Here is a 24,901-nt window from a genome sequence, read left to right as displayed (position 1 = left end):
CGGACCGGACGGTCTCAACTGATCTCGACGGCGACCGGCCCTGGGCCGCGCCGGCCGGCCGGACGACCAGGAACCGGTCCCGGCCGGGGCTCGACCGGCTGACCCGCACGCCCTCGGGGAGCGGCGGGGTCAGGGGCGCTGCGCCGGGCTGACGGTCTTGGCCGGGTCGCGCTCGACCACGGGACCGAGCACGTCGTCGATCTTGCGCAGGATCTCCTCGCCGAGCCGGACGCCCGACGCCTTGACGTTGTCCCGCACCTGCTCGGGACGGGTGGCGCCGACGATGGCCGACGACACGTTGGGGTTCTGCAGGACCCAGGCCACGGCGAGCTGGGCCATCGTGAGCCCCAGGTCGGCCGCGATCGGCTTGAGGTCCTGGACCCGCCGCAGGACCTCGTCCTCCAGCAGGCGGCTGATGAAGCCCGACCCGCTGGGGTCCGTGGCGCGCGACCCGGACGGCGGCGGCTGCCCCGGCAGGTACTTGCCGGTGAGGACGCCCTGGGCGATGGGGGAGAAGACGACCTGTCCCAGCCCCTCCTTCTCGCTCAGCGGCACGACCTCGGCCTCGATGACCCGCCAGAGCATCGAGTACTGCGGCTGGTTGGACACCAGCCGGTCGAAGCCCATGTCGTCAGCGATCTTCAGGGCGCGGGCGATCTGGTCGGCCGTCCACTCGCTGACGCCGACGTAGAGCACCTTGCCCTGCCGTACGAGGTCGTCGAAGGCGCGCAGCGTCTCCTCGAGGGGCGTCTCCACGTCGAACCGGTGGGCCTGGTAGAGGTCCACGTAGTCGGTCTGGAGGCGGCGCAGGGAGCCGTTGACGGACTCGACGATGTGCTTGCGGGACAGCCCGCGGTCGTTCTTGCCGGAGCCGGTGGGCCAGTAGACCTTGGTGAAGATCTCCAGGGACTCCCGGCGGACGCCCTTCAGCGCCCGTCCGAGCACCTCCTCCGCCCTGGTGCCGGCGTAGACGTCCGCGGTGTCGAACGTGGTGACGCCCTCGTCCAGGGCCGCCCGCACGCACTCGACGGCGGCGTCCTCCTCCACCTGGGAGCCGTGGGTGATCCAGTTGCCGTAGCTGATCTCGCTGACCATGAGGCCGCTTCGGCCGAGATGGCGATATTCCATGCCCCTGACATTAGGACAGGTTCCGGCGTCGCCGATCAGCCGCCCCGTCCGGTCCTGACTCGCGGGGACCGGTGATCTCGGCGCTTCGCGGTAAGGTGCCCGGCGTGCGGCGGTTGATCGACTCTCGTCCCGTACGGCTGGCCCTGGCGGCGGTGATCGTCGCCGGCGCCGTGACCGGTCTCGTCGTCCTGGCGCGCCGCCGCCGTGTCCGTCGTGTCCGCCGCGTCCCGCCGCTCGCCGTGGCCTTCGGCGACCTGGGCGGAGCGCCGGGGCGGGAGGCGGCCGACCGCGGGGGTCCCGAGCCGATCCTCGGCCGGCCCACGGAGGAGGACCTGCGGCGGTACGACCGGCCGGAGGGCGGCGCGCCGATCGCCCGCCTGGCGGCCGCCGGCGTGCCGCGGTCGTTTCGGGCGGCCCTGGGTGGACGCGGCCGCGTGATCGCCGCGCTGGCCGTGCTCGGGCTGATGTTCGCCGCCTCGGAGGCACTGGAGGCCGTCACCTTCCCGCCCGACCGCGCGAGCGCGGTGTGGGGCTTCGGGAACGACGGCGACGCCGGTCTCCCGCCGTCACCCTGTCCTCCCGGGCTCTGCGAGGATCCCGTGGCCGGAAAGGGGATCGCCCACGTGCAGGTCGTCGAGCCCGGCGACCCGCCGTACGGTGCGGGGCAGGACGGCGGCCTGACGGTGACCACGCAGGACTCGTCGTACGGCGATCCGGCATCGCCCGGGGGCGACCCCCTGCCCGCGCGGACCGCAGACCCGGCGGCTCCTTCGCGGTGCGCGCCCGGGGACGGCCCGCCGGGACGGGCGGCGCCGAGGCCGGTGAGCCGCCGCGTCACGGACGCGGTGAACCGGCAGTGGCGGCGGGTGGAGCGGTGGCTGACCGCCCACGCCCCGGCGACCCGGCTGGGCCGCCCGGCGAGCCCCCGGCTCGTGGCCAGGGCCGAGCAGCGGCTCGGCGTCCGCCTGCCCGGCTCGCTCCGGGCCTCGCTGCTGCGCCACGACGGGGGCGACCTGCCGCTGCCGCCGTCCTACCGGCTGCTGAGCGCCCGGGGGATCGTCGCCGTGTGGCGGGCGACCTGCCCGGCCGGCCCCGGTCTCGTCCCGGTGGGCACGTCGGCCGAGCCGCCGGGCCACCTCATGATCGAGCCGGTGTCGGGCGCCGTCGCGCCGGCGCCGGGCGCGACACCCGCGACGGCGTCCTGGACGTCGTACTACGCCATGCTGAAGGCCGTCGCCGACGCGCTCGAGACGGGCCGGCCGCTCGGCGGCCGGACGCCGGTCGTCTCCCACGGCAGGCTGCGCTGGTCGCGGTCCCGCTGACCGCGACCAGGGCCGGGCCGGGGTGTCAGCGCCTGGCGGCGGTGGTGGTGACGGGGGCGCCGCCCGGCCGCACGGCCGGCTTGGGGAAGCGCAGCCGCCGGATCTGGGACGAGCGCATGGCCGCGTAGAAGCCGACGCCGCGCATCTCCTCGTTGGGGAACTTGGCCGCCGCCTCCTTCTTCACCCGCCCGGCGACGTAGAAGGAGCTGGCGAGCACCAGGACCATCACCACGGGCAGCGACATCGTGTAGACGAGCAGCACGACCTGGCGCACGGGCAGGGGGAACGGCACCATCGACAGCAGCATGATCACGAGGACCGCCGGCAGGAAGTACTGCCCCGGCAGCCGCCGCGAGTCGACCCAGTCGCGGGCGAACTTGCGCACCGGGCCCCGGTCGCGCACCGGCAGGGCCTTCTCGTCGCCGCGCAGCATGGCCTCACGCTGGCGCGTGCGCAGCGTCCGGTCGCGCTCGCGCTGCAACCGGTAGGCCTCCTTGCGGTTGGCCGGCGCCGTGACGGGCGAGCGGCGGCGGCCCTGCGCCTCGCTCCGCTTGGGAGTGGGACGGCCCTTGCCCGGAGTCCCCTGGGCCTTAGGATCGTCTACAGGGACGGGGGAGTCGTCCGTAGAGGTCTGGGTACGACGTCGGAACACGTCGCCCAGCCTACCGGGAGTGCAACTTAGTGACGCCCTCGCGCGTTATGCGTAGGGTGAACCCAGGCGGCTCCGCCGCTTGTTGAGGGGCTGAGACGGCTGGGGTTACCCACGCACAACCTTGAGAAGGGGACGGCCGACGCGCATGAGCGTGATGAAGAGACTTTCCATGATCTTCAAGTCCAAGGCCAACAAGGCCTTGGACAAGATGGAGGATCCGCGGGAGACCCTGGACTACTCGTACCAGCGGCAGCTGGAGCTGCTGCAGAAGGTGCGCAGGGGCGTGGCCGACGTCGCCACCAGCCGCAAGCGGGTGGAGCTGCAGATCAACCAGCTCGAAGGTCAGGCGACCAAGCTGGAGAACCAGAGCCGCCAGGCCCTCGGGGCCGGGCGCGAGGACCTCGCGCGGGAGGCGCTCACCCGCCGCAACGGTCTCAACGCCCAGATCGCCGACCTGCGCATCCAGTACAACAACCTGCAGGGCGAGGAGGAGAAGCTCACCCTCGCCAGCCAGCGTCTCCAGGCCAAGGTCGACTCCTTCCGCACGAAGAAGGAGACCATCAAGGCCACCTACACGGCCGCCGAGGCGCAGACGCGCATCAACGAGGCGTTCTCCGGCATCTCCGAGGAGATGGGCGACGTCGGCCTGGCCATCCAGCGCGCCGAGGACAAGACGGCGCAGATGCAGGCGCGCGCGGGGGCGATCGACGAGCTGCTGGCGAGCGGCGCGCTCGACGACTTCACCGGGCAGCGCGACGACATCCAGGCCGAGCTCGACCGCATGGGCGGCGGCCAGGACGTCGAGCTGGAGCTCGCGCGGATGAAGGCCGAGCTGGGGCAGGGCCCGGCGCAGAAGACCGCGATCGAGGCCGGCCAGCAGGGGCAGGCCGCCCAGGGCCAGCAGACGCAGCAGCTGCGCCAGCCGGGGGAGGGCCTGTGATCGTCCGGATCATGGGTGAGGGGCAGGTCGAGATCGGCTCCGCCGAGATCGACGTCCTGAACGCCCTCGACAGCGAGCTCGAGGCGGCCATCGAGTCCGGCGACGAGGCGGTCTTCCGTTCCAAGCTCCACGCGCTGCTCGACAAGGTCCGCGAGGTCGGGCAGACGCTCCCCGACGACTCCCTGGAGCCGTCGGAACTGATCCTGCCGCCGGCCGACGCCTCCATAGAGGAGGTGCGGGAGATGCTCGGGGACTCCGGGCTCATCCCCGGCTGATGGCCGCCACGCGATTCGCCCCCGATCGCGGCCTCTCCGTGCGGATGGCCGTGACGATGTTCCTGCTCGGGCTCCTGTACGTGGCGTTCACGGCCGTCCTGATCGCCGCCGGCGCCCGTGCCGTCACGGTGCTGGTGATCGCCGCGGGCCTCCTGCTGGCGCAGTACTTCCTGTCCGACAAGATCGCGCTGTTCGCGATGCACGGGCGCGAGGTCTCGCCGGAGGAGGCCCCCGAGCTCCACGGCATCATCGACCGGCTGAGCGCGCTCGGCGGCATGCCCAAGCCCCGGGTCGCCATCGCCGACTCCGACATCCCCAACGCGTTCGCCACCGGGCGCAACCAGAAGAACGCCGTGGTCTGCGTGACCACCGGCATCCTGCGCCGCCTCGACGCGCAGGAGCTGGAGGGCGTGATCGCGCACGAGCTGTCGCACGTCGCCCACCGCGACGTCGCCGTGATGACGATCGCCTCCTTCCTGGGCATCGTCGCCGGGCTGATGACGAGGTTCGCCCTCTACAGCGGCCTCGCCGGGGGAGGGCGGCGCGACAACAACAACGGCCCGCCGATCGGCCTGATCATCTTCCTGGTCTCCGGCCTGGTCTACTGCGTCAGCTTCCTGCTGACGAGGGCGTTGTCGCGGTACCGCGAGCTCGCGGCCGACCGCGCCGGAGCGCTGCTGACGCAGCGGCCGTCCGCGCTGGCCAGCGCGCTGACCAAGGTGAGCGGCGACATCGCCCGGATCCCCACCCGGGACCTGCGCGAGGCGCAGCCGTTCAACGCCTTCTACTTCGCGCCCGCCCTGTCCGGACAGAGCGTCGCGGCGCTGCTGTCGACCCACCCGCCGCTGGAGCGCCGCCTGGAGCAGCTCGCCAGGATCTCCGCCGCGCTGGGCCGCTGATGGGCTGGTTCGACGCGCTGCTCGGCCGCAGCAAACCGGCCAAGCCGGACCTCGACGCCCTGTTCGCGCTCCCGTCCGCGGCCGTCACCCTGCAGGCCGCGACCGGGTTCGTCCCTGCGGGCACGGGCTCGGTGTCGTTCCGGGCCGCGGAGGGCGGCGCGTTCGCCCAGCTGGAGAGCGACATCGAGGCCCTCATGGGCCGCACCGAGGTCTCCCGCGACTCGTACGGCTACACCTGGCTGCTGGTGCGCAACCCCGACGTGTCGGCCCTCGTCACCGACCTCCACGCGGCCAACTCGTCGCTGGAGTCGGCGGGCTTCGGGCCGTCGCTGCTGTGCTCTCTCGTGACGTTCGCCGACCCCGGCGGACGGCGGCTGGCGATCGTCTACCTCTACAAGCGCGGCACGTTCTACCCGTTCGCGCCGACCGGCGACACCCGGCGGGACAACGCCCTCGAGCTCCAGGTGCGCGGGGTCCTGGAGGGCGAGCTCAAGATCGAATCCGACCTGTCGAGCTGGTTCCCCGTCTGGGGCGCGCCCGGTCTGTGACCCCTGCTCCCTTCTTCCCCCCCGGAGGCGCCGTGAGTTCCTGGACGCATCTGCGGCACACCGAGGCGGCGGCGGCCGAGATCCGCCGGATGGCCGGCGCGGTCCGCGGGCTCGACCCCGCGATGCCTGTCCCGTCCTGCCCGGAGTGGGACCTCGCCGGCCTGGTCGCGCACACCGGCGCCGTCCACCGCTGGGCGGCCGCGATGGTCAGGGACGCCGCGCCCAAGCGGTACGACCGCGACGCCATGGACCACGGGTTCCCCCGCGACCCGGCCGGGTGGCCGGGGTGGCTGGAGGAGGGGGCCGCCCTGCTCACGGACGCGCTCACGTCCCGCGACCCGGGCACCGAGATGTGGGGCTGGGCGGGGGACCGGCACGCCCGGTTCTGGTCGCGCCGCCAGCTGCACGAGACGGTGGTCCACCGGGCCGACGTGGACCTCGCCGCAGGGCGCGCCCCGGACGTCGACGAGGACGTGGCGGCCGACGGCGTGGAGGAGTTCCTCGACGTGCTGCCGTACGCGCGGTGGCGGCCGCTGCTCGCCGAGTTGCGCGGCGACGGCCGCACCCTGTCCTGGCAGGCCGGCACCGGGGCGGGCTGGCTCGTCACGCTCACCCCCGACGGCTACACCTGGGAGCGGTCGGGCGCGGCGGGCGACGTCACCGTGCGCGCGGAGACGGCCGCGGAGCTGCTGCTGATCGCGTGGCGGCGGCGCCAGCCCGCCGCGGTCGAGGGCGACGAGACCCTGCTCCGCTGGTGGGCCGAGCGCGCCATGATCTGAGACCGCCGCACCCGCCTGCCGCCCCGGCCCCCGCGCGTCCCTCAGGACGGCCGGGCCGGGACGGTGCACCAGGTGAACACCTAGGGCAGCGCCAGCATGCGGTCGAGGGCGACCCGGGCCCAGTGGGCGGTGTCGGGGTCGACCGTGATCTGGTTGACGACCTCGCCCTCGGCCAGGGACTCCAGGGCCCAGACCAGGTGCGGCAGGTCGATGCGGTTCATCGTCGAGCAGTAGCACACGGTCCGGTCGAGGAACGTGACGGACTTGTCGGGGAACATGGCTCCCAGCCGGCGCACCAGGTTGAGCTCGGTGCCCACGGCCCACGCCGACCCCGCCGGCGCCTGCTCCAGCGTCCGGATGATGTACTCGGTCGACCCGACGTGATCGGCCTTGGTCACCACCTCGTGGCGGCACTCCGGGTGGACCAGGACGTTCACCCCCGGGATGCGGGCCCGCACGTCGTCCACGCACTGGGCGCTGAACCGGCCGTGCACGGAGCAGTGGCCCTTCCAGAGGATCATCTTGGCCTTCTCGAGCCGCTCCGGCGTGAGCCCGCCGTCCGGGCGGTGCGGGTCGTAGACCACGCAGTCGTCCAGGGACATGCCCATCTCCAGCACGGCCGTGTTGCGCCCGAGGTGCTGGTCGGGGAGGAACAGGACCTTCTCCCCGCGCTCGAACGCCCACTCCAGGGCCCGCCTCGCGTTGGAGGAGGTGCAGACCGCGCCGCCGTGCCTGCCGCAGAACGCCTTGATGTCGGCGCTGGAGTTCATGTACGTGATCGGGACCACCCGGTCGGCGACGCCCGCGTCCTCCAGGGCGTCCCAGCACTCCTCGACCTGGGTGAACGTCGCCATGTCGGCCATCGAGCACCCGGCGGCGAGGTCGGGGAGCACGACCTTCTGCGCGTCGCCGGTGAGGATGTCGGCCGACTCGGCCATGAAGTGGACGCCGCAGAACACGACGTACTCGGCCTCGGGCCGCGCGGCGGCCTCGCGGGCCAGCTTGAACGAGTCACCCGTCACGTCGGCGAACTGGATGACCTCGTCCCGCTGGTAGTGGTGCCCGAGCACGAAGAGCCGGTCGCCCAGCCGCTCCTTGGCCGCGCGTGCGCGCTCCACCAGCGTCGGGTCGGACGCCGGCGGGAGCTCGCCCGGGCAGTCGACGCCGCGCTCGCTGTGCGCGTCGGCGCCTGTGCCCAGGATGAAGAGCGGAAGGCCGGTCTCGGTGATCGTCACGACCACACCCCCTCGGGGACTTATCGTCGAACTGACGACTAATCATCGCACATCCGCCGTCCTTTTCGTGCCGGGGGTCGGCATCGTCCGGATCGGGAGCCGAATGCGCAGCTCCGCGCGGGGGCGATCGCGGGGCGGGCCGGTGGAATGTGTAGCGATCGGCGGGTGTTGGTAGCGTCTAGTAGGACGTCAGAACCAATCGACCGCTCCGGGTGAGCGGTTGGCGCAGACGCGGGAGTCAGCACATGACGGTTGAGAGCAGCGAGACCACGCAGCAGGGCCTGATCCTGACTGACGCGGCCGCCGCCAAGGTCAAGAGCCTGCTCGAGCAGCAGGGCGAGGAGGGGCTGCAGTTGCGCGTGGCCGTGCAGCCGGGTGGCTGTTCCGGACTGCGCTACCAGCTCTTCTTCGACGACCGTTCCATGGACGGCGACGTCGTGTCCACCTTCGGCGGCGTGAACGTGGTCACCGACCGGATGAGCGCCCCCTACCTGGTCGGCGCGACGGTCGACTTCGTGGACACGATCGAGAAGCAGGGCTTCACGATCGACAACCCCAACGCCACGGGGTCGTGCGCCTGCGGCGACTCGTTCAACTAGGACGGCTCGCCCGACCGGCCTCGAGGGCCGGCCCTGACGCATGAGCGGCTCAGCGGAGCCGCGGACGCCCCGCGCGGATCCCGCCGCGCGGGGCGTCGTGATGTCCGAGACGGTACGCTCGACAGGTTCGCCAGGATTCGCAAGGCGCGTCGCGTAGGCCGTCTCATGAGGGGCGCCGCACGAGGCCACCGCATGGGCGCCCCACGGGATGAGGGCCGGCCGGATCCCCATCACCCCTGATGCTGACAACGAGGAGAAGAACCCCGTGCGCATCGCCGTCACCGGCTCCATCGCCACCGACCACCTCATGACCTTCCCCGGCCGCTTCGGCGACCAGCTGATCGCCGAGCAGCTCGACCGGGTGTCGCTGTCGTTCCTGGTCGACGACCTGCAGATCCGCCGCGGGGGCTGCGCGGCCAACATCGCGTTCGGGATGGCCTGCCTCGGCCTCACCCCGGTCCTCGTCGGCGCCGTCGGCACCGACTTCGCCGACTACCGGTCGTGGCTGGAGCGGCACGGCGTCGACTGCGACTCCGTGTACGTCTCCCAGCTGCACCACACGGCCCGGTTCCTGTGCACCACCGACGAGGACCACAACCAGATCGCCTCGTTCTACACGGGTGCCATGGCCGAGGCCCGCGAGATCGAGCTCGGCCCGGTCGCCGATCGCGTGGGCGGCCTCGACCTCGTCCTGATCAGCCCGAACGACCCGGCCGCCATGCTCCGCCACACCGACGAGGCCCGCACCCGCGGCATCCCCTTCGCCGCCGACCCGTCGCAGCAACTGGCCCGGATGCCCGACCATGAGATCCGCATGCTCGTCGAGGGCGCCGCGTACCTGTTCAGCAACGACTACGAGCTCGGGCTGATCGAGCAGAAGACCGGCTGGTCGGACGAGGAGATCCTGGACCGGGTCGGCGTCCGCGTCACCACGCTCGGCCCCAAGGGCGCGAGGATCGACCGCAAGGGCGAGCCGTCGCTGCACATCTCCCCGGCGCCCGAGCTGGGCAAGGCCGACCCGACCGGCGTCGGCGACGCCTTCCGCGCCGGATTCCTGGCCGGGCTCGCCTGGGGCCTGTCGCCGGAGCGGTGCGGGCAGATCGGCAACCTCACCGCGACCCACGTGCTGGAGCGCGTCGGCGGCCAGGAGTACGAGCTCGGCCAGCGGGCCTTCGTCGAGCGCTTCGCGGCGGCGTACGGCCGGCCGGCGGCCGACGAGGTGGCCGCGCACGCGAAGTGCCACTACGCCTGAGGGCGGGGCCCCCGGGGGACGTCAGTAGTTGCGGCGCACGTGGATCGACCAGCCGCCCTGGGGCAGCTCGTAGCTGGCCACGTGCTCGTGCGACTTGAGCCGGCACCAGGCCGGGATGTCGGTGAACGCGGCGGGGTCGTCGGCGAGGACGGCGACCACGTCGCGCATCGGCACCTCGTTGATGCGCTCGGCCAGCATGATGATCGGGATCGGGCACTTGCGCCCCAGCGCGTCGATCGTCAGGGCCGGCCGCTCCCGGGGCCCGGCGGGCTCGGCCGGCGGCGCGGCCTCCGGAGCGTCGCCGCCGCCCGTCCGTCTGCGCCACATCAGTGAACCCCCAAGCTCGCCCGGATCCGACGCACGATGTCCGGGAGCACCGCGAGGAAGCGATCGACGTCCCCCTCGGACACGCCACGGGGCAGCGATACCCGGACATTCCCGTGCGTAAGCACGCCCATGGCCTCCAGAACATGTGATGGCCGAAGCGTACTCGCCGTACAGGAGCTCCCGGACGAGATGGCGAAACCGGCCTTGTCGAGCTCGGTCAGCAGCGCCTCGCCCTCGACGTACAGGCACGAGAACGTCACGATGTGCGGCAGCCGGCGGACCGGGTCGCCGATGACCTCGACGTCCGGGACGAGCCGGGGCACCTCGGTGCGGATGCGGTCGACCAGGGCGGACAGCCGGGCCCCCTCGGCGGCCTCCTCGGCCGCGCGGGCGCGCAGCGCGGCGGCGGCCGCCGCGACGGCCGGCACGTTCTCGAACCCCGGCACCCGGCGGCGCTCCCGCTCGTCCTCCGGGTACGGCGACCGCCAGCGGGTGCCCTTGCGGATCGCGAGCACGCCGACCCCGGCCGGGCCGCCCCACTTGTGCGCGCTCGCCGTCAGCACCGACCAGCCGGCGGGGATCGGCAGGCGGCCCGCGGACTGGGCCGCGTCCACCAGCAGCGGCACCCCGGCCGCCGCGCACGCCTCGGCGGCCTCCTCGACCGGCTGCAGCGTGCCCACCTCGTGGTTGGCCGTCTGCAGGCAGGCCAGGGCCGTGCCGGGGCGGGCGACGGCCTCGGCGAACGCCGCGGCGTCGACGCGTCCCAGGATGTCGACCCCCACGACCTCGGCCGTGCCGCCGTCGGCCTCGTGGGTCTCGGCGGCGTGCAGGACCGCGGAGTGCTCCACGGCGCTCGTCACCAGGTGCCGCCCGGCCCGCCGGCGCCCCCGCAGCGTGCCGAGAACGCCCAGGTGGACGGCCTGCGTGCCGGAAGAGGTGAAGGACACCTCGTCGGGGCGGGCGCCCAGCAGCTCGGCTACCTCCCCGCGCGAATGCTCCAGTAACATCTGGGCGCGTCGCGCCGTGCCGTAGAGGCGGGCGGGATCGGCCCAACCGGCGTCGATCGCCGCCAGCAGAGCGTCACGGGCCGCGGGATGGAGAGGTTCGGTCGACGCCGCGTCCAGGTAGGCCACAGTTAGGACATTAACGGGGGCTGCTCAGGGGGGCGGGGCCGGTCCGCGCTAATGTGTCCCCCAGCGTGAAATCAACCAAGTAAAGGGTGCACCGGCGAGAACTTCGTGCCGGTTGCTCCCAAGCGTCAAATTGGAAAAACCGCCCAAGGGAGGAACCCTTGGGCTTCATCTGTGGGGTAGGCGATCCGTGAGTCCGACCCGCCGTACGACACGGCGACCGTGGGCACGCCGCCGGTTGCCCGGCGCCGCCGCCGTGGTGCTGCTGGTGGCGTCCGGAACGGCGTGTAGCAACCAGGCGATCGATCAGTGGTCCCGTGGGGGCATGCCGGAAGGTGTCACCAAGCAGGCCGGCATCGTCCAGACGCTCTGGAACGGGAGCTGGATCGCGGCTCTCGCCACGGGCGTGGTCGTCTGGGGACTGATCCTGTGGGCGTGCATCTTCCACCGCAAGAAGAAGAACGCGCCCGATCAGCTGCCTCCGCAGGTGCGCTACAACCTGCCGATCGAGATCCTCTACACGGTGATCCCGGTCATCATGGTGGCGGTCTTCTTCTACTTCACGGCCCGGGACGAGACCGAGATCACCCGGATCACCCAGTCCGCGCCGATCAAGGTGGCGGTCGAGGGGTACCAGTGGAGCTGGCGTTTCAGCACCGAGTACCAGGGCGAGAAGGTCGTCACGGCGGGCGTGCCGGTGGACCTGAGCAAGCAGAGCCTGCAGACCCCTCAGGGGCCGCAGCTGGTGCTGCCGGTCAACACGCAGGTGCAGTTCGAGCTGCACTCCGATGACGTGATCCACTCGTTCTGGGTCCCCGCGTTCCTGTTCAAGCAGGACGTGTTCCCGGGCAACGTCCGCAACCACTTCCAGATCACGACGCTCGACCGGACGGGCGTCTTCTTCGGCCGATGCGCCGAGCTCTGCGGTACCGACCACAGCAAGATGCTGTTCTCCGTGAAGCTCGTGCCGCAGGCCGAGTTCGACCAGTACATCAAGAGCCAGGCGGGGAGTGCGCAGTGACCGCCATCCAGGAGCCGGCCGGCATCGCAGCGCGGCCGTACACCAAGGGCACGGTCATCGCCAAGTGGCTGTCCTCGACCGACCACAAGGTGATCGGGCACCTCTACCTGATCACGTCGTTCGTCTTCTTCATGATCGGCGGCGTCATGGCGCTGGTCATGCGTGCCGAGCTGGCCCGTCCGGGCCTGCAGTTCGTGTCGAACGACCAGTTCAACCAGCTGTTCACGATGCACGGCACGATCATGCTGCTGATGTTCGCGACGCCGCTGTTCGCGGGCTTCGCCAACGAGCTGATGCCGCTGCAGATCGGTGCCCCCGACGTGGCCTTCCCGCGGCTGAACATGGTGAGCTACTGGCTCTACCTGTTCGGCAGCACGATCGCCGTCGCCGGCTTCCTCACCCCGGGCGGGTCCGCCTCGTTCGGCTGGACCGCCTACGCGCCGCTGTCGAACGCGGTGACCTCGCCGGGCGTCGGCAGCGACATGTGGGTGATGGGCCTGGCGATGTCGGGTCTCGGCACCATCCTCGGCGCCGTCAACTTCATCACCACGATCATCACGATGCGCGCCCCCGGCATGACGATGTTCCGCATGCCGATCTTCACCTGGAACATCCTGCTCACCAGCATCCTGGTGCTGCTGGCCTTCCCGGTGCTGGCGGCGGCGCTGCTCGCCCTGGAGGCCGACCGGAAACTCGGCGCCCACATCTTCGACTCGCCCACGGGCGGCCCGATGCTGTGGCAGCACCTGTTCTGGTTCTTCGGCCATCCCGAGGTGTACATCATCGCCCTGCCGTTCTTCGGCATCATCACCGAGGTCCTGCCGGTCTTCAGCCGTAAGCCGATCTTCGGCTACATCGGCCTCGTCGGCGCGACGATCGCCATCGCCGGCCTTTCGGTGACGGTGTGGGCGCACCACATGTTCGTCACCGGCCAGGTGCTGCTGCCGTTCTTCTCCTTCATGACGTTCCTCATCGCGGTGCCGACCGGGGTGAAGTTCTTCAACTGGATCGGCACGATGTGGCGAGGGCACCTGTCGTTCGAGACTCCGATGCTGTTCGCCGTCGGCTTCCTGGTGACCTTCCTGTTCGGCGGGCTGACCGGCATCATCCTGGCCTCGCCGCCCCTCGACTTCCACATCAGCGACACCTACTTCGTCGTCGCCCACTTCCACTACGTGGTGTTCGGCACCGTGGTGTTCGCGATGTTCGCCGGCTTCTACTTCTGGTGGCCCAAGTTCACCGGGCGGATGCTGAACGACAAGCTCGGCAAGGTCCACTTCTGGATGCTGTTCTTCGGGTTCCACCTCACCTTCCTGGTGCAGCACTGGCTCGGGGTCATCGGCTTCCCCCGCCGGTACGCCGACTACTCGGCCGCCGACGGCTTCACGGACCTCAACATGATCTCGTCGGTCGGCGCGTTCCTGCTGGGCGCCTCCACGCTGCCGTTCCTGTACAACGTGTGGCAGACCTGGCGGCACGCGCCCAAGGTCACGGTCGACGACCCCTGGGGGTACGGCGGTTCGCTCGAGTGGGCGACCTCCTGCCCGCCGCCGCGGCACAACTTCGTCTCGCTGCCGCGCATCCGCTCCGAGCGTCCCGCGTTCGACCTCAAGTACCCGCACCTCGCGGCCAAGCCCGCCCTGGAGGAGGGCTCATGAAGATTCAGGGCTGGATGTTCCTGCTCTGCGGCGTCTTCTTCGCCGCGGCCGACGTCGTGTACTGGTTCTGGTCCAAGGAGCCGACCGGCACCACGGCCATGGCCATCTCCGTCGGCCTCGCCTTCATGATCGGCTACTACCTGCTGTTCACGGCCCGCCGCATCGGCGACCAGCCGGAGGACAACAAGGAGGCCGACATCAGCGACGGCGCGGGCGAGATCGGCTTCTTCAGCCCGCACAGCTGGTGGCCGCTGTTCGTCTGCCTGTCGGCCGCGCTGACGTTCTTCGGCTTCACGATCGGCTGGTGGCTGTTCTTCATCGGCCTGTTCTGCACGATCATGAGCGCCATCGGCTTCGTGTTCCAGTACTACCGGGGCAACTTCTCGCACTGACCCCGGCATCCGGCGCCCCGCGGCCGGTCGGCGATCCTCGCCGGCCGGCCGTCGCGCGTTCCGGGAGCCCCCGCTTCTTTGCCTTCATTCGGCCCGTCGAGTGCCAGGACGGAGCGTGATCGGGGAATAACCCCCGGAAACCGATCCGGCAGAGGGAGAGCGACGTGCGAGCTGGTGCGGGGGCGCTGGCCCTCCTGGTGCTGACCACCGGATGTGCCGCCCTGTCGGGCGGGTCCGACGACGGCGAGGCGTCACGGCGGACGGCGATCACCGTCACCCCGCTCGACGGCGCCCGCGACATGCCTCCCGAGCTGCCCATCACAGTAGGGGCCGTCGACGGGAAGCTGACGAGCGTCACCGTGCGGGCCGGAGGACAGCCCGTTCCCGGCCTCTTCAGCCCCGACCACACCCAGTGGCGCAGCCAGCGGTGCATGGCCCCCGGGCTGTCGTACGAGGTCGTGGCGCACGCCACCGGCCCCGGCGGCGCCGCGGACCGCACCGTGCGCTTCACCACCAAGGCGGCCGCGAAGACCTTCGCCATCGACACGCTGCTGCCGAACAAGCAGGACACGGGTCTCAAGGTGGGCGTGGGCATGCCCATCATGATCACGTTCAGCCAGCCGATCACCGACCGGGTCTCCGTGGAGCGCAACCTCATCGTGGAGGCCTCCAAGCCCATCGACGGGGCCTGGCACTGGTACGACGCCAAGAACGTCGTCTTCCGCCCCAAGCAGTACTGGCCGGCGTACACCAAGGTGAAGTTCATCGCCCGCCTGGCCGGCATCCGCGGGGCCGACGGCGTGTACGGCAAGCAGGACTACGTCCGCGAGTTCGAGATCGGCCGCTCGCAGATCAGCGTGGCCAACACGCAGACCCACTACATGACGATCGAGCAGGACGGCAAGCAGATCCACAACTGGCCGATCAGCGCCGGGATGGCCGACGTGTACCGCCACACCACCACCAGCGGCATCCACCTGGCCATGTCGCGGGAGGACGTCACGGTCATGACGTCGCCGGACGCGGGGCCCGGACAGGCCGGCTACTACCAGACCACCGTCTACGACACCGTCCGCATCTCCAACAGCGGCGAGTACGTGCACGGGGCTCCGTGGTCGGTGGGGGACCAGGGCAACTCCAACGTCAGCCACGGCTGCGTGAACCTCAGCCCGGAGCGCGCGAAGTGGTTCAAGAACAACACGCTCATCGGCGACCCCATCGTCGTCACCGGCACAAAGCGGGAGCTGGAGCCCACGAACGGCTGGGGGCACTGGCAGGAGTCCTGGCCGCAGTGGCTCAAGTGGAGCCGCCTGCGGGACGCCCCCTCCGACCCGCTGTAGCCGCCGCGAGGCCGCTCAATCGCCGGAGGGGGTGGACCGGGCCTTTCGCGCGCCTCAGGGCGCCTGCGGCCGCGCAGGCGGGCTTGGGGGCACTGACCGGGCCTTTCGCGCGCCTTAGGCCGCCGCAGGGCCCCGAGGCGCCGGCACCAGGCCTTTGGCCCGCCTCAGGCCGTACAGCCGCCGTCCGGGTGAGGCGCTGGCCGTAGGAAGCGGAACGGCCCGGGAGGGGAATCCCCTCCCGGGCCGTTCTCGTGGCGACAGTGCCTCGGTGCACCCTCAGTGGAGCTGCTTGCGGTCTCCCGCGCCCACTGCGGCGTGCTCCTCCTCGTGCTCCTCGTCGTGCGCGTGGCCGTTCCCCAGCGGGACGCGGTCGGTGCCGTACGCCTCGCTCATCCGGGTGCGCAGGCGGCCGAGCGCCGTGCGGGCGCTCTTGGGCGGGATGCCCTCGCCGTCCGGCGCGCCGGTGAGGACCGGGATCTCCTGCTTGCCGCGGAGGTGCTCGGCGATGTCCTCCGCCGCGGGCGTGTGGACCTCGATGTACTGGCCGTTCGGCATCCGCTTGATGACGCCGGACTCGACGCCGTGGGACAGCACCTCGGCGTCCTTGCGCTGCAGGCCGATGCACATCCGATAGGTGATGAAGTACGCGATCGCCGGGCCGATGAAGATGGCGAACCGCCCGATCCAGGTGGTCGTGTACAGGTCGATCTTGAAGTTGGCCGAGATCACGTCGTTCGCGCCCAGCAGCCACAGGATGCCGTAGAACGTGATGGCCGAGATGCCGATCGCCGTGCGGTGCGGGTTGTTGCGCGGCCGCTCGGCGATGTGGTGCTCGCTCCGGTCGCCGGTCACCCACTGCTCGATGAACGGGTACAGCGCCATGCCGGTCATCACGAGACCCAGCGGCACCAGGGCCGGGATCAGCACGCTGAGCGGGATCGTGTGGTCGAAGAGGTTGATCTCCCACGACGGCATGATGCGCAGCGCGCCCTCGAGGAAGCCCATGTACCAGTCGGGCTGCGAGGCCGCCGAGATGTTCGCCGGGTTGTACGGACCGAACAGCCAGATCGGGTTGATCTGCGCGAACGTTCCCAGCAGCGCGATGACCGCGAACGTGAACAGGAAGAACGCGCCCGACTTGGCCATGAAGGCCGGGTAGAACGGCGCGCCCACCACGTTGTGCTCGGTGCGGCCCTTGCCCGCCATCTGCGTGTGCTTCTGCACCCACATGATGATCATGTGGGCGGTGATGAGCGCGAGCAGGATGCCCGGGATCAGCAGGATGTGGATCGTGTAGAACCGCGAGATGACGTCATGCCCCGGGTACTCCCCGCCGAACAGGAAGAACGCGAGGTAGGTGCCGATCACCGGGATCGACAGCATGACGCCCTCGGTGATCCGCAGGCCCGCGCCCGACAGCAGGTCGTCGGGGAGCGAGTAGCCGGTGAGGCCCTCGAGCAGCGCCAGCGTCAGCAGGATGATGCCGATGAGCCAGTTGATCTCGCGCGGCTTGCGGTAGGCGCCGGTGAAGAAGATGCGCAGCGCGTGCGCCATCATTCCGCCGACGAACAGCAGCGCCGCCCAGTGGTGGATCTGCCGGATCAGCAGGCCGCCGCGGACGTCGAAGCTGATGTGCAGCGCCGACTGGTAGGCCTCCGACATCTTCACGCCGTACAGCGGCGCGTAGGTGCCGGTGTACGTCACCTCGCCCATGCTCGGCTTGAACCAGAACGTCAGGAACGTGCCGGTCAGCAGCAGGATGACGAACGAGTAGAGCGCGATCTCCCCCAGGAGGAACGACCAGTGGTCGGGGAAGATCTTCCTCAGGTTGCGCTTGAGGAAGGTGCCCGCGCCGAGCCGGTCGTCCACGAAGGTCGACGGACCCACGATGGCCTTCGGAGGAGCGTCCATCACGCGTTCTCCCTTACTTGGGCTTCGGCGTCGCCGCGCTCCCAGAAGCTGGGACCGACGGGGACCTTGAAGTCGGACTTGGCGACGAGGTAGCCCTCCTCGTCGATGCCGATGGGGAGCTGCGGCAGCGGCCGTGCGGCGGGGCCGAAGACGACCCTCGCGCCGTCGGCGGCGTCGAAGGTCGACTGGTGGCACGGGCAGAGGATGTGGTGCGTCGTCTGCTCGTACAGCGCTGCGGGACAGCCGACGTGGGTGCAGATCTTCGAGTACGCCACGATGCCGTCGTGCGTCCAGTTCAGGTTCGTGCCGGACTTGAGCTCCTCCGGGCGGAACTTGAGCAGGATCAGCGTGGCCTTGGCCAGGGCGTCCAGGTCCTCCTCGTAGCCCTGGGGGACCACGGAGAGGATGCCGCCGGGCGAGTTGAAGTCGGCGGCCCTGATCGGCTGGCCGGTGCCCTCCACGACGAGCCGGCGCGGCTTGCCGTTCTTGGTGGGCTCGCCCCAGACCGTGTGCCGCAGCGAGGTGCCGGGCAGCGGGCCGAGGTCCTTGAGCAGGAACAGCGGGGCCAGGCCGAGCGGCGCGGCGGCCAGTAGGAGCGTGCGGCGCAGCAGGCGGTGCTTGACGAAGCCGCTCTCGTCGGCGCCCTGGAGGAACGTCTCCTTGACGTACTCGCGGGTGCCCTCGTCGGAGGCCATCGTGTGGCGCTCCTGGACGAGGTTGTACTTCGGCATGATCTGGCGGACCCAGACCGTGATGCCGACGGCCAGCGAGAGCAGCGCGACGGCGAGCGAGCCGCCCAGCGCGTAGTTGGAGGCGGCGGTCTTGTCGAGCGTGCCCACCTGGAAGATCACGTACGAGGCGATGAACGCCACGCCGGCCAGGAAGGTGATCAGGAACAGGAACGCCACCAGCCGCTCGGCCTTGCGGACCTTGACCGGGTCCTGCGGGACGATGCCGGGAACGTCGGCGGGGACGTGGATCGGGTCGTTGTCGACGATCGGGCCGTCGGTGGGCGGCGTGCCGATGACACGCGTCGGCACGCGGCTCTCGGGGTTCTCGTTGTGCTCTGTCATGCCTGCGCCCGTCGCTTCTTCGCAGTGATCCAGATGGAGGCCAGGATCAGGAGGCTGAGACCCACGATCCACCCTACAAGGCCCTCGGTGACGGGTCCGATCCGGCCGAGGCCGGAGCCGCCCGGGTCGACCTGCGACCGCACGTGGGTGATGTAGGCGATCATGTCGCGCTTCTGCTCCGGCGTGATCGTGGAGTCGTTGAAGACCGGCATCGCCTGCGGGCCGGTGACCATCGCCTCATAGATCTGCGTCGGAGTCGCCGGGTTGAGCGGCGGGGCGTACTTGCCGTAGGTGAGCGCGCCGCCGGCGCCGACGAAGTTGTGGCACTGGATGCAGTTGGCGCGGAACAGCTCGCCGCCCTTGGCCGGGTCGCCCTTCGCGGCGTCCACCTGCTCGGCCGACGGGACGGTCGGGCCGCCGCCCAGCGACTGCACGTACGCGGCGAGGTCGCGCACAGCGTCGTCGGTCACCCACTCGGCGCGCGGCTTGCGCGGGGCCTGCGGGCCCGCCTCGGAGGCCGGCATGCGGCCGCTGCTGACCTGGAAGTCCACGGCCGCCGCGCCCACGCCCACCAAGGTGGGAGCCTTGCTCGTGCCCTCGGCGTTCATGCCGTGGCAGCTCGCGCAGTGGGCAACGAAGAGGCTCTTGCCCTGCGCCACGTCGTCGGCCTTGCCGGACGCGATCGCGGCGTCCGCCGTGCTGCCGTTGGGCGCGGCGAGTGCGTATCCGCCGCCGAGCAGGCCCAGCGCGAGCGCCACGACGGCGACTCGCGCGAGGGGATGGCGCCGACGGGCGGTGATGGAGTTCACCGAAATCCCCGTTCCGATCATTTGATGATGTAGATGGTCGCGAAAAGGCCGATCCAGACCACGTCGACGAAGTGCCAGTAGTAGGACACGACGATCGCGCTGGTCTGCTGCTCATACGTCAAGCGCTTCGCGGCGTACGTGCGTCCCAGGATGAAGAGGAACGCGATCAGACCACCCGTCACGTGCATGCCGTGGAAGCCCGTGGTCAGATAGAACACCGAGTCGTACGGGGAGTGCGAGAGGACATGACCCTCCTTCGCGAGGTTCCCGTACTCCCAGAGCTGTCCGCCCACGAAAAAGGCGCCCATCAGGAAGCTTATGACATACCAGAAGCGCAGCCTCCTGACCTGGCCCTTCTCCACGGCCCACACGCCCAGCTGGCACGTGACACTCGACAGGACCAGAACGGTCGTGTTGAAGGTCGCGAACGGGACGTTGAGGTCCGCCTCGGGCCAGGGCTGGTGCTGGCCGAGGCTGACCGACCGGATGGTGAAGTACATCGCGAACAGCGCCGCGAAGAACATGAGCTCAGAGGACAACCACACAATGGTCCCCACCTGAACCAGGTTCGGGCGGCTGGACCCATGCGGTCTCGTCGTCGTAGTAATTGCGGATGCTGTCGCCACGCCCAGCATTATTGCGGCTCTCCAGGTCGGGTCGCCCCACGACCCCCCGCTAGCGCCCCGCATCGTCCATGAATGCGGCACGACATGGCAATCGCCCCGGGCTGCGCGTCCGGCGTCAGCGCCGGTAGCATCACGATGACCATACCCCGCGATTCGACAGTGAGCGTGACATGAGGGTTCTCGTCTACAGCGACGACGCAGGCACCCGGGAGAAGGTGCGACTGGCCATCGGGCGGCGTCCCGCCGCGGACGTGCCCCTTGTCGAGATCGTCGAGTGCGCGACCCAGCCGGCCGTGGTGAAGCGGCTCGACGCCGGCGACATCGACGTGGCGATCCTCGACGGCGAGGCCGTGCCCGCCGGGGGCATGGGGATCAGCAGGCAGGCCAAGGACGAGGTCCACAACTGCCCGCCGATCCTGCTGCTGATCGGCCGCCGCGACGACCGCTGGCTCGCCAACTGGTCCCGCGCCGACGCCGTCGTCGCGTACCCGCTCGACCCGGTCGTCCTGGCCGAGACCGTCGCCGGCCTGATGCGCCGCCGGCTCAGCGTCGCCCCGACCGCCTGACCGCACCTTCCGACCCTGCCGTCCTTTCCGTTCGCCTTCCGACATCGACCTCCGCGGAGCCCTCATGGACACGCGCACCACATGGCCCTCGCTGCTGAACGCCCTGCTCTCGGGTGAGAACCTGACGACCGACGAGGCGGCCTGGGCCATGGCGGAGATCATGTCGGGCGCCGCGACGCCGTCGCAGATCACCGCGTTCGTCGTGGCTCTGCGCGCCAAGGGCGAGACGGTCGCCGAGGTCACGGGCCTGGCCCGGACCATGCTCGACATCGCGACCCCGCTCAGCGTCGAGGGTCCGGTGGTCGACATCGTCGGCACCGGCGGCGACCGGGCCCACACCGTGAACGTCTCGACCATGGCGGCCGTCGTCGCCGCGGCCGCCGGGGCCCGGGTCGTCAAGCACGGCAACCGGGCGGCGTCGTCGCTGTGCGGCGCCGCCGACGTCCTGGAGCACCTCGGCGTCGTCCTCGACCTGTCGCCGGAGGCCACGGCCCGGGTCGCGGAGGAGGCCGGCATCGCGTTCTGCTTCGCGCCGGTCTACCACCCGGCGCTGCGGTTCGCCGGGCCGACCCGCAAGGAGATCGGCGTTCCGACGATCTTCAACTTCCTCGGCCCGCTCACCAACCCCGCCCGTCCCGCGGCGCAGGCCATCGGCGTGTACGACGCGCGCATGCTGCCCGTGGTCGCCGGGGTGTTCGCGGAGCGCGGCGTGCGGGCGCTGGTGTTCCGCGGCGACGACGGCCTCGACGAGCTGTCCACTGCCGCGCCCTCCACCGTCTTCGTGGTCAGGGACGGCACCGCCACCCAGCAGCACTTCGACCCCACCGACATCGGCATCCCGCGCTCCCAGCCGGGCGACCTGCGCGGCGGCGACGTGCAGTTCAACGCCGGCGCCGTGCACGACCTGCTGCGCGGCAAGACCGGCCCGGTACGCGACGCCGTGCTGCTGAACGCCGCGGCCGCGCTCGTCGCCCTGGACGGACCGGGGGACGACCTGATCGGCGATCTCGGCTCCGCCCTCGCCCGGGCCGCCGAGGCGGTCGACACCGGCCGCGCCGCCGCCACGCTGGAACGCTGGGTCGCGGTCAGCCGCTCCCTGCAGGGCTGACCCCGCCACACGCCGGCGCCACGCCGGGTCGCCGCGCGCCTTGGCGCGGCGCCGCGCCGGTCGCATGCTGCAGGGCTGTGTCCGGCACACGCCGCCCGCTGAGGCGCGGCGCCCACAGCGGCTGCGCGCGGCAGGGCTGAGCCGCGCCCGCCGGGGGCCGTCCGCCCCGGGACGGAGTGCGGATCCGCCTTCGTGGGGACGCGCCGGCCGCTCCGCCGCCCGTACCGTTCCCAGCATGACGTGCCTGTTCGCCCGATGGGTCGTGCTCGCCCGCCGGTGGGCCGCCCTGCTCGTGTTCCCGCCGCGTCGCACGGTGCCACCGCGTCGCACTGTGCCACCGCGTCGCAGGGTGCCGCCGCGTCGCACGGCCGCGCCCCGGTCGCAGGGACGGCGAGGGCCGTACGGGCCGTCGGGGCGTCGTACGGGCCCGCCCGCTCCCGAGGACGACCGGGTGGCGCGGGAGCGCCTGCGGATCGCCTGGGAGCTCCACGACGTGGTGGCGCACGACCTGAGCGTGATGACGCTGGGCGTCGGAGCGGGCCGGGTGATCATGGACAAGGACCCGGAGCGGGCGCGGCAGACGTTCCGCGACGCCGAGGAGTCCGGCCGCCGGGTGCTGACCGATCTGCGGCGGATGGTGGGCCTGTTCCGCACGGACGGCGCCGCGCGTGGGCCGCAGCCCTGCCTCGATGAGCTTCCGGCCCTGATGGAGGAGTTCCGCGCGGCCGGGCTGCGGGTCGTGCTGCGCGAGCTCGGACCCCGGGACGCCGGTGCGGCCCTGGAGCTGTCGTCCTACCGGATCGTGGAGGAGGCCCTCACCGACGCGGCACGCCACGGCCGGGCCCGCTCCGCCGAGGTCACGCTGCGCTGGCTGCCCGCGCTGCTGGAGATCGCCGTGCGCGACGACGGGCTGCCGCGCGACCGGGGCCCCGGGCACGACCGCCTGGTCGGCGTGTGGGAACGGGCCTCGCTGTTCGGCGGGTCGGTGGCGGCGCACGCCGTACCCGGCGGCTACGAGGTCCGCGTCCGCCTCCTCCGCCCGGCCTGAGGACCGACGCCACATAAGGAAGGACCTGTCCGGCGGAGTGCCGCGGCCTGGTCCGACGGCGGGTAGCGTCAGCCGGCGCAGGCCGGCGGCGTGAACGGGCGTGAGTTGCCGGCGGGCCGCGTCAGCCGGGGTCAGCCGGGGTCAGCCGGGGTCAGTCGGCGTCGGGAAGGCCGAGGGAGAAGGCGGCCTCCAGGTCGTGGCGCGAGTAGGTGCGGAAGGCGATGTGCGTCTCGGTGTGACGCACCCCGGCGACCTTGTTGAGCCGCCCCGGGACGACCTCGGCGACCTCCTCGTACCTCTGGACGCGGATCATGGCCAGCAGGTCGAACTCCCCGGTGATCGAGTACACCTCGCTGACGCCGTCGATCTCCGCGATCGCCTGGGCGACCTCCGGGATCCGGTCGACATCCGCCTTGATGTGCACGATCGCGGTGACCATTCGGGCTCTCCTGCTCGGTCGTGGTTTCGGCTCGTTCGGCCCCTTTACTTGCTGTCCCAGACATTAGCGTCACCGCAGCGGCCGCCCTTCACGGCGGTCGCTCCGCAGGCCCTGGTAGGCCCGCTCGATCCGCGCGGTCAGGCGGCCCGCGCCGCGGGCGGGCAGCGCCCAGTCGCCCTCGACGCGGACGAGGCGGACGCCGGGGGAGTCGAGCCAGCGCAGCACGCACTCGGTCTCCTCGGCGCTGGCGGCCGGGGTGGGCCCCGGCCCGGGGACGACCGTCTCGGCCGTCGCCACCAGCGCGTCCACGTACGGCACGGGGTGGGCGCCGCGGGGCATCACACCGGCCGCCGCGAGCCTGCCGTACCGGACGACGTGGATGTCCCAGCCGCCGTCGAAGGCGGGGCTGGCGGCGACCATCTGCGGGATGCGGGTGAGGGAGCGCAGCCGCTGCATCCGGGCGGCGGTGCGGACGTAGGCGGCGAGCCGGTCGCGGTCGACGGCGGCCTCCTCGTAGCGCTGCTCGGCCGACAGGCGGCGCATCCGCGCCTCCATGGCGGAGAAGACGATCTCGGCGTCGTGCTCCATCGCGTGCCGGGCGCCGCGCACGTGCCGGTCGTAGGCCTCCTGGCTCTCCCGTCCCTCGCAGGGCGCGCCGCAGCGGCCGATCTCGGCGAGCGCGCAGGCCGCCCGCCGGACGCGCGGGGACAGCCGCTCGGTGCACTGGCGCAGCGGCAGCGCCTCGTGCATGGCGGTGCGGGCGTCGTCGGCGGTCCGGCTGCTGCCGAACGGCCCGAGGTAGGCGCCGCCGTCGTCCTTCACCTCCCGCACGATGCTGAGCCTGGGGAACGGCTCGTCGGTCAGCTTCAGCCACACCACCCGCTCGGGGAAGCGCGACCGGCGGTTGTAGCGGGGCTTGGCCGCCCCGATCATCCGGAGCTCGCGGATCTCCGCCTCCAGCGCGGTCGCGCAGACGATCGTGCGCACCCGCTCGGCGATGCCGACCATCTCCCGGATTCGCGAGCGGGTCTCGCTCGCCGTGAAATAGCTGCGCACCCGGTTGCGCAGGTTGGTGCTCTTACCGATGTAGAGCGCCTCGCCCTTGGCGTCCTCGAAGACGTAGACGCCCGGCGCGCCGGGCACGCCCTCGGCCAGGTGGCGCTTGCGCTGCTGCTCCGGCGTGGGGGCGCGGACGAAGCCGCGCAGGTCCTCCAGGGTGTGGACGCCGAGCGAGCCGACCCGCCCGATGAGGCCGTGGAGCACGTCGACGGTCGCCCGGGCATCGGCCAGCGCCCGGTGGCACGGCTCGGTGGCGCTGCGGAACAGCCGGGCGAGCGTGCCCAGCTTGCAGTTGGGCGTCTCGTCGCGGGTGAGGACCCGCCGCGCGAGGTCGGCCGTGTCGACGACGGGATTGACCGGCGGCGGGTAGCCGTTCGCCGCGCAGGCCGCCCGGATGAACGACAGGTCGAACGGCGCGTTGTGCGCCACCAGCGCCGCCCCCTGGACGAACTCCAGGAAGCTGGGCAGCACCTCGGAGAACTTCGGGGCGGCCACCACCATCGCGTCGGTGATGCCGGTGAGCACGGAGATGAACGGCGGGATGGGGCTTCCGGGGTCGACCAGCGTGGCGAACTCGCCGAGGATCTCGCCGCCGCGCACCTTGACCGCGCCGATCTCGGTGATGGCGTGCTCCGCGGCCGACCCGCCGGTCGTCTCCAGGTCGAAGACGACGAACGTCACCTCGCGGAGGGGGGTGCCGAGCTCGTCGAGGGTGCCCTGTACCGCGTCCACGCCACGACCATAGAGATCCCCACCGACAAATGA

The 24,901-nt window shown here is 71.4% G+C and carries 26 protein-coding genes; 15 read left to right on the top strand and 11 right to left on the bottom strand.

What is annotated here, in order from left to right; genetic code table 11:
• Positions 1-129: 129 nt before the first annotated feature.
• Complete coding sequence (locus MPTA5024_RS09710; protein WP_036321734.1) at positions 130-1,128, bottom strand: aldo/keto reductase family protein; 999 nt, start codon at positions 1,126-1,128, stop codon at positions 130-132.
• Positions 1,129-1,232: 104 nt separating this feature from the next.
• Here MPTA5024_RS09710 and MPTA5024_RS09705 point away from each other — a divergent pair, with 104 nt between their 5' ends.
• Entirely contained in the window at positions 1,233-2,450 is a 1,218-nt protein-coding gene (locus tag MPTA5024_RS09705; RefSeq protein WP_157099342.1) for an SMI1/KNR4 family protein, read from the top strand.
• 25 nt (positions 2,451-2,475) lie between these two features.
• Here MPTA5024_RS09705 and MPTA5024_RS09700 read toward each other — a convergent pair whose 3' ends face one another.
• Entirely contained in the window at positions 2,476-3,102 is a 627-nt protein-coding gene (locus tag MPTA5024_RS09700) for a DUF3043 domain-containing protein (RefSeq protein WP_036321732.1), read from the bottom strand.
• 145 nt (positions 3,103-3,247) lie between these two features.
• Between MPTA5024_RS09700 and MPTA5024_RS09695 the strand changes: the two genes are divergently transcribed.
• Genes MPTA5024_RS09695 through MPTA5024_RS09675 form a run of 5 tightly spaced genes read left to right on the top strand, consistent with a single transcriptional unit; the run spans position 3,248 to position 6,543 of the window.
• The gene (locus tag MPTA5024_RS09695; protein WP_084369530.1) at positions 3,248-4,042 is read left to right on the top strand and encodes a PspA/IM30 family protein; all 795 of its coding nucleotides are present in this window, start codon (positions 3,248-3,250) and stop codon (positions 4,040-4,042) included.
• Positions 4,039-4,317: a PspA-associated protein PspAA gene (pspAA, locus tag MPTA5024_RS09690; RefSeq protein WP_036321727.1), complete on the top strand. Its 279-nt coding sequence runs from the start codon at positions 4,039-4,041 to the stop codon at positions 4,315-4,317. The genes MPTA5024_RS09695 and pspAA overlap by 4 nt, the downstream gene beginning before the upstream one ends.
• Positions 4,317-5,216, top strand: coding sequence for a zinc metalloprotease HtpX (gene htpX, locus MPTA5024_RS09685; RefSeq protein WP_036321724.1), 900 nt, complete (start codon positions 4,317-4,319; stop codon positions 5,214-5,216). Before pspAA ends, htpX begins: the two co-directional genes overlap by 1 nt.
• Complete coding sequence (gene pspAB / locus MPTA5024_RS09680; RefSeq protein ID WP_036321721.1) at positions 5,216-5,764, top strand: PspA-associated protein PspAB; 549 nt, start codon at positions 5,216-5,218, stop codon at positions 5,762-5,764. The genes htpX and pspAB overlap by 1 nt, the downstream gene beginning before the upstream one ends.
• Before the next feature lie 32 nt (positions 5,765-5,796).
• Positions 5,797-6,543, top strand: coding sequence for a maleylpyruvate isomerase family mycothiol-dependent enzyme (locus tag MPTA5024_RS09675; RefSeq protein ID WP_051457876.1), 747 nt, complete (start codon positions 5,797-5,799; stop codon positions 6,541-6,543).
• 80 nt (positions 6,544-6,623) lie between these two features.
• Here the strand turns inward: MPTA5024_RS09675 and nadA are convergent, their stop codons facing one another.
• On the bottom strand, positions 6,624-7,778 hold the full coding sequence (gene nadA / locus MPTA5024_RS09670; protein ID WP_198167025.1) for a quinolinate synthase NadA: 1,155 nt from the start codon (positions 7,776-7,778) through the stop codon (positions 6,624-6,626).
• Between the two features lie 245 nt (positions 7,779-8,023).
• Between nadA and erpA the strand changes: the two genes are divergently transcribed.
• Both erpA and MPTA5024_RS09660 read left to right on the top strand, forming a co-directional pair.
• Positions 8,024-8,377 carry an iron-sulfur cluster insertion protein ErpA gene (gene erpA / locus MPTA5024_RS09665; RefSeq protein WP_036321717.1) on the top strand — a complete coding sequence of 118 codons (354 nt, stop codon included), beginning with the start codon at positions 8,024-8,026 and terminating at the stop codon, positions 8,375-8,377.
• 265 nt (positions 8,378-8,642) lie between these two features.
• Positions 8,643-9,629: a carbohydrate kinase family protein gene (locus MPTA5024_RS09660; RefSeq protein WP_036323822.1), complete on the top strand. Its 987-nt coding sequence runs from the start codon at positions 8,643-8,645 to the stop codon at positions 9,627-9,629.
• 21 nt (positions 9,630-9,650) lie between these two features.
• Here the strand turns inward: MPTA5024_RS09660 and MPTA5024_RS43320 are convergent, their stop codons facing one another.
• Both MPTA5024_RS43320 and MPTA5024_RS09650 read right to left on the bottom strand, forming a co-directional pair.
• Entirely contained in the window at positions 9,651-9,872 is a 222-nt protein-coding gene (locus MPTA5024_RS43320; protein ID WP_036323821.1) for a sulfurtransferase TusA family protein, read from the bottom strand.
• Positions 9,873-9,955: 83 nt separating this feature from the next.
• Positions 9,956-11,089 carry a cysteine desulfurase family protein gene (locus MPTA5024_RS09650; protein WP_036321716.1) on the bottom strand — a complete coding sequence of 378 codons (1,134 nt, stop codon included), beginning with the start codon at positions 11,087-11,089 and terminating at the stop codon, positions 9,956-9,958.
• 187 nt (positions 11,090-11,276) lie between these two features.
• Here MPTA5024_RS09650 and ctaC point away from each other — a divergent pair, with 187 nt between their 5' ends.
• The 4 genes from ctaC (at position 11,277) to MPTA5024_RS09630 (ending at position 15,497) form a co-directional block, all read left to right on the top strand.
• The gene (gene ctaC / locus MPTA5024_RS09645; RefSeq protein WP_036321714.1) at positions 11,277-12,107 is read left to right on the top strand and encodes an aa3-type cytochrome oxidase subunit II; all 831 of its coding nucleotides are present in this window, start codon (positions 11,277-11,279) and stop codon (positions 12,105-12,107) included.
• Positions 12,104-13,765, top strand: coding sequence for an aa3-type cytochrome oxidase subunit I (gene ctaD / locus MPTA5024_RS09640; RefSeq protein WP_036321704.1), 1,662 nt, complete (start codon positions 12,104-12,106; stop codon positions 13,763-13,765). The genes ctaC and ctaD overlap by 4 nt, the downstream gene beginning before the upstream one ends.
• Positions 13,762-14,157 carry a cytochrome c oxidase subunit 4 gene (locus tag MPTA5024_RS09635; protein WP_036321697.1) on the top strand — a complete coding sequence of 132 codons (396 nt, stop codon included), beginning with the start codon at positions 13,762-13,764 and terminating at the stop codon, positions 14,155-14,157. Before ctaD ends, MPTA5024_RS09635 begins: the two co-directional genes overlap by 4 nt.
• Before the next feature lie 164 nt (positions 14,158-14,321).
• Complete coding sequence (locus MPTA5024_RS09630) at positions 14,322-15,497, top strand: L,D-transpeptidase (RefSeq protein ID WP_036321694.1); 1,176 nt, start codon at positions 14,322-14,324, stop codon at positions 15,495-15,497.
• Positions 15,498-15,773: 276 nt separating this feature from the next.
• On the opposite strand, the gene qcrB is transcribed toward MPTA5024_RS09630, so the two are convergent.
• From qcrB to ctaE, 4 genes are read right to left on the bottom strand one after another with little or no spacing between them, the layout of a single operon-like run.
• Positions 15,774-17,408: a cytochrome bc1 complex cytochrome b subunit gene (gene qcrB, locus MPTA5024_RS09625; protein WP_036321693.1), complete on the bottom strand. Its 1,635-nt coding sequence runs from the start codon at positions 17,406-17,408 to the stop codon at positions 15,774-15,776.
• Positions 17,408-18,481, bottom strand: coding sequence for a cytochrome bc1 complex Rieske iron-sulfur subunit (qcrA, locus tag MPTA5024_RS09620; RefSeq protein ID WP_036321691.1), 1,074 nt, complete (start codon positions 18,479-18,481; stop codon positions 17,408-17,410). The genes qcrB and qcrA overlap by 1 nt, the downstream gene beginning before the upstream one ends.
• Positions 18,478-19,290, bottom strand: a complete 813-nt coding sequence (qcrC, locus tag MPTA5024_RS09615; RefSeq protein WP_036321678.1) for a cytochrome bc1 complex diheme cytochrome c subunit — start codon at positions 19,288-19,290, stop codon at positions 18,478-18,480. Before qcrC ends, qcrA begins: the two co-directional genes overlap by 4 nt.
• Before the next feature lie 17 nt (positions 19,291-19,307).
• Positions 19,308-19,925 (bottom strand): aa3-type cytochrome oxidase subunit III, encoded by a 618-nt coding sequence (ctaE, locus tag MPTA5024_RS09610; protein ID WP_036321677.1) that lies wholly within the window; start codon positions 19,923-19,925, stop codon positions 19,308-19,310.
• A gap of 161 nt (positions 19,926-20,086) precedes the next feature.
• Here ctaE and MPTA5024_RS09605 point away from each other — a divergent pair, with 161 nt between their 5' ends.
• The 3 genes from MPTA5024_RS09605 (at position 20,087) to MPTA5024_RS41990 (ending at position 22,638) form a co-directional block, all read left to right on the top strand.
• Positions 20,087-20,482 (top strand): hypothetical protein, encoded by a 396-nt coding sequence (locus tag MPTA5024_RS09605; RefSeq protein WP_036321676.1) that lies wholly within the window; start codon positions 20,087-20,089, stop codon positions 20,480-20,482.
• Between the two features lie 64 nt (positions 20,483-20,546).
• Positions 20,547-21,590 carry an anthranilate phosphoribosyltransferase gene (gene trpD / locus MPTA5024_RS09600; protein WP_036321675.1) on the top strand — a complete coding sequence of 348 codons (1,044 nt, stop codon included), beginning with the start codon at positions 20,547-20,549 and terminating at the stop codon, positions 21,588-21,590.
• Positions 21,591-22,041: 451 nt separating this feature from the next.
• Positions 22,042-22,638 (top strand): sensor histidine kinase, encoded by a 597-nt coding sequence (locus tag MPTA5024_RS41990; protein ID WP_051457874.1) that lies wholly within the window; start codon positions 22,042-22,044, stop codon positions 22,636-22,638.
• A gap of 151 nt (positions 22,639-22,789) precedes the next feature.
• Here MPTA5024_RS41990 and MPTA5024_RS09590 read toward each other — a convergent pair whose 3' ends face one another.
• Both MPTA5024_RS09590 and MPTA5024_RS09585 read right to left on the bottom strand, forming a co-directional pair.
• The gene (locus tag MPTA5024_RS09590) at positions 22,790-23,077 is read right to left on the bottom strand and encodes an Lrp/AsnC family transcriptional regulator (RefSeq protein ID WP_036321673.1); all 288 of its coding nucleotides are present in this window, start codon (positions 23,075-23,077) and stop codon (positions 22,790-22,792) included.
• A 69-nt stretch (positions 23,078-23,146) separates the two neighbouring features.
• Positions 23,147-24,868, bottom strand: a complete 1,722-nt coding sequence (locus MPTA5024_RS09585) for a DEDD exonuclease domain-containing protein (RefSeq protein ID WP_036321672.1) — start codon at positions 24,866-24,868, stop codon at positions 23,147-23,149.
• Positions 24,869-24,901: the final 33 nt, after the last annotated feature.

The sequence above is a fragment of the Microbispora sp. ATCC PTA-5024 genome (assembly GCF_000511135.2).
GTDB classification, from domain to species: Bacteria; Actinomycetota; Actinomycetes; order Streptosporangiales; family Streptosporangiaceae; genus Microbispora; species Microbispora corallina.
Note: the sequence above shows the minus strand (reverse complement) of the source record. Positions and strands in the feature narration are given on the sequence as shown.

Coding starts and splice junctions, on each gene's coding strand:
- MPTA5024_RS09710 (WP_036321734.1), bottom strand. CDS start 1,128: ATGGAATATCGCCATCTCGGCCGAAGCGGCCTCATGGTCAGCGAGATC.
- MPTA5024_RS09695 (WP_084369530.1), top strand. CDS start 3,248: ATGAGCGTGATGAAGAGACTTTCCATGATCTTCAAGTCCAAGGCCAAC.
- htpX (WP_036321724.1), top strand. CDS start 4,317: ATGGCCGCCACGCGATTCGCCCCCGATCGCGGCCTCTCCGTGCGGATG.
- pspAB (WP_036321721.1), top strand. CDS start 5,216: ATGGGCTGGTTCGACGCGCTGCTCGGCCGCAGCAAACCGGCCAAGCCG.
- erpA (WP_036321717.1), top strand. CDS start 8,024: ATGACGGTTGAGAGCAGCGAGACCACGCAGCAGGGCCTGATCCTGACT.
- MPTA5024_RS09635 (WP_036321697.1), top strand. CDS start 13,762: ATGAAGATTCAGGGCTGGATGTTCCTGCTCTGCGGCGTCTTCTTCGCC.
- qcrB (WP_036321693.1), bottom strand. CDS start 17,408: ATGGACGCTCCTCCGAAGGCCATCGTGGGTCCGTCGACCTTCGTGGAC.
- qcrA (WP_036321691.1), bottom strand. CDS start 18,481: ATGACAGAGCACAACGAGAACCCCGAGAGCCGCGTGCCGACGCGTGTC.
- ctaE (WP_036321677.1), bottom strand. CDS start 19,925: ATGCTGGGCGTGGCGACAGCATCCGCAATTACTACGACGACGAGACCG.
- MPTA5024_RS09605 (WP_036321676.1), top strand. CDS start 20,087: ATGAGGGTTCTCGTCTACAGCGACGACGCAGGCACCCGGGAGAAGGTG.
- trpD (WP_036321675.1), top strand. CDS start 20,547: ATGGACACGCGCACCACATGGCCCTCGCTGCTGAACGCCCTGCTCTCG.
- MPTA5024_RS09590 (WP_036321673.1), bottom strand. CDS start 23,077: ATGGTCACCGCGATCGTGCACATCAAGGCGGATGTCGACCGGATCCCG.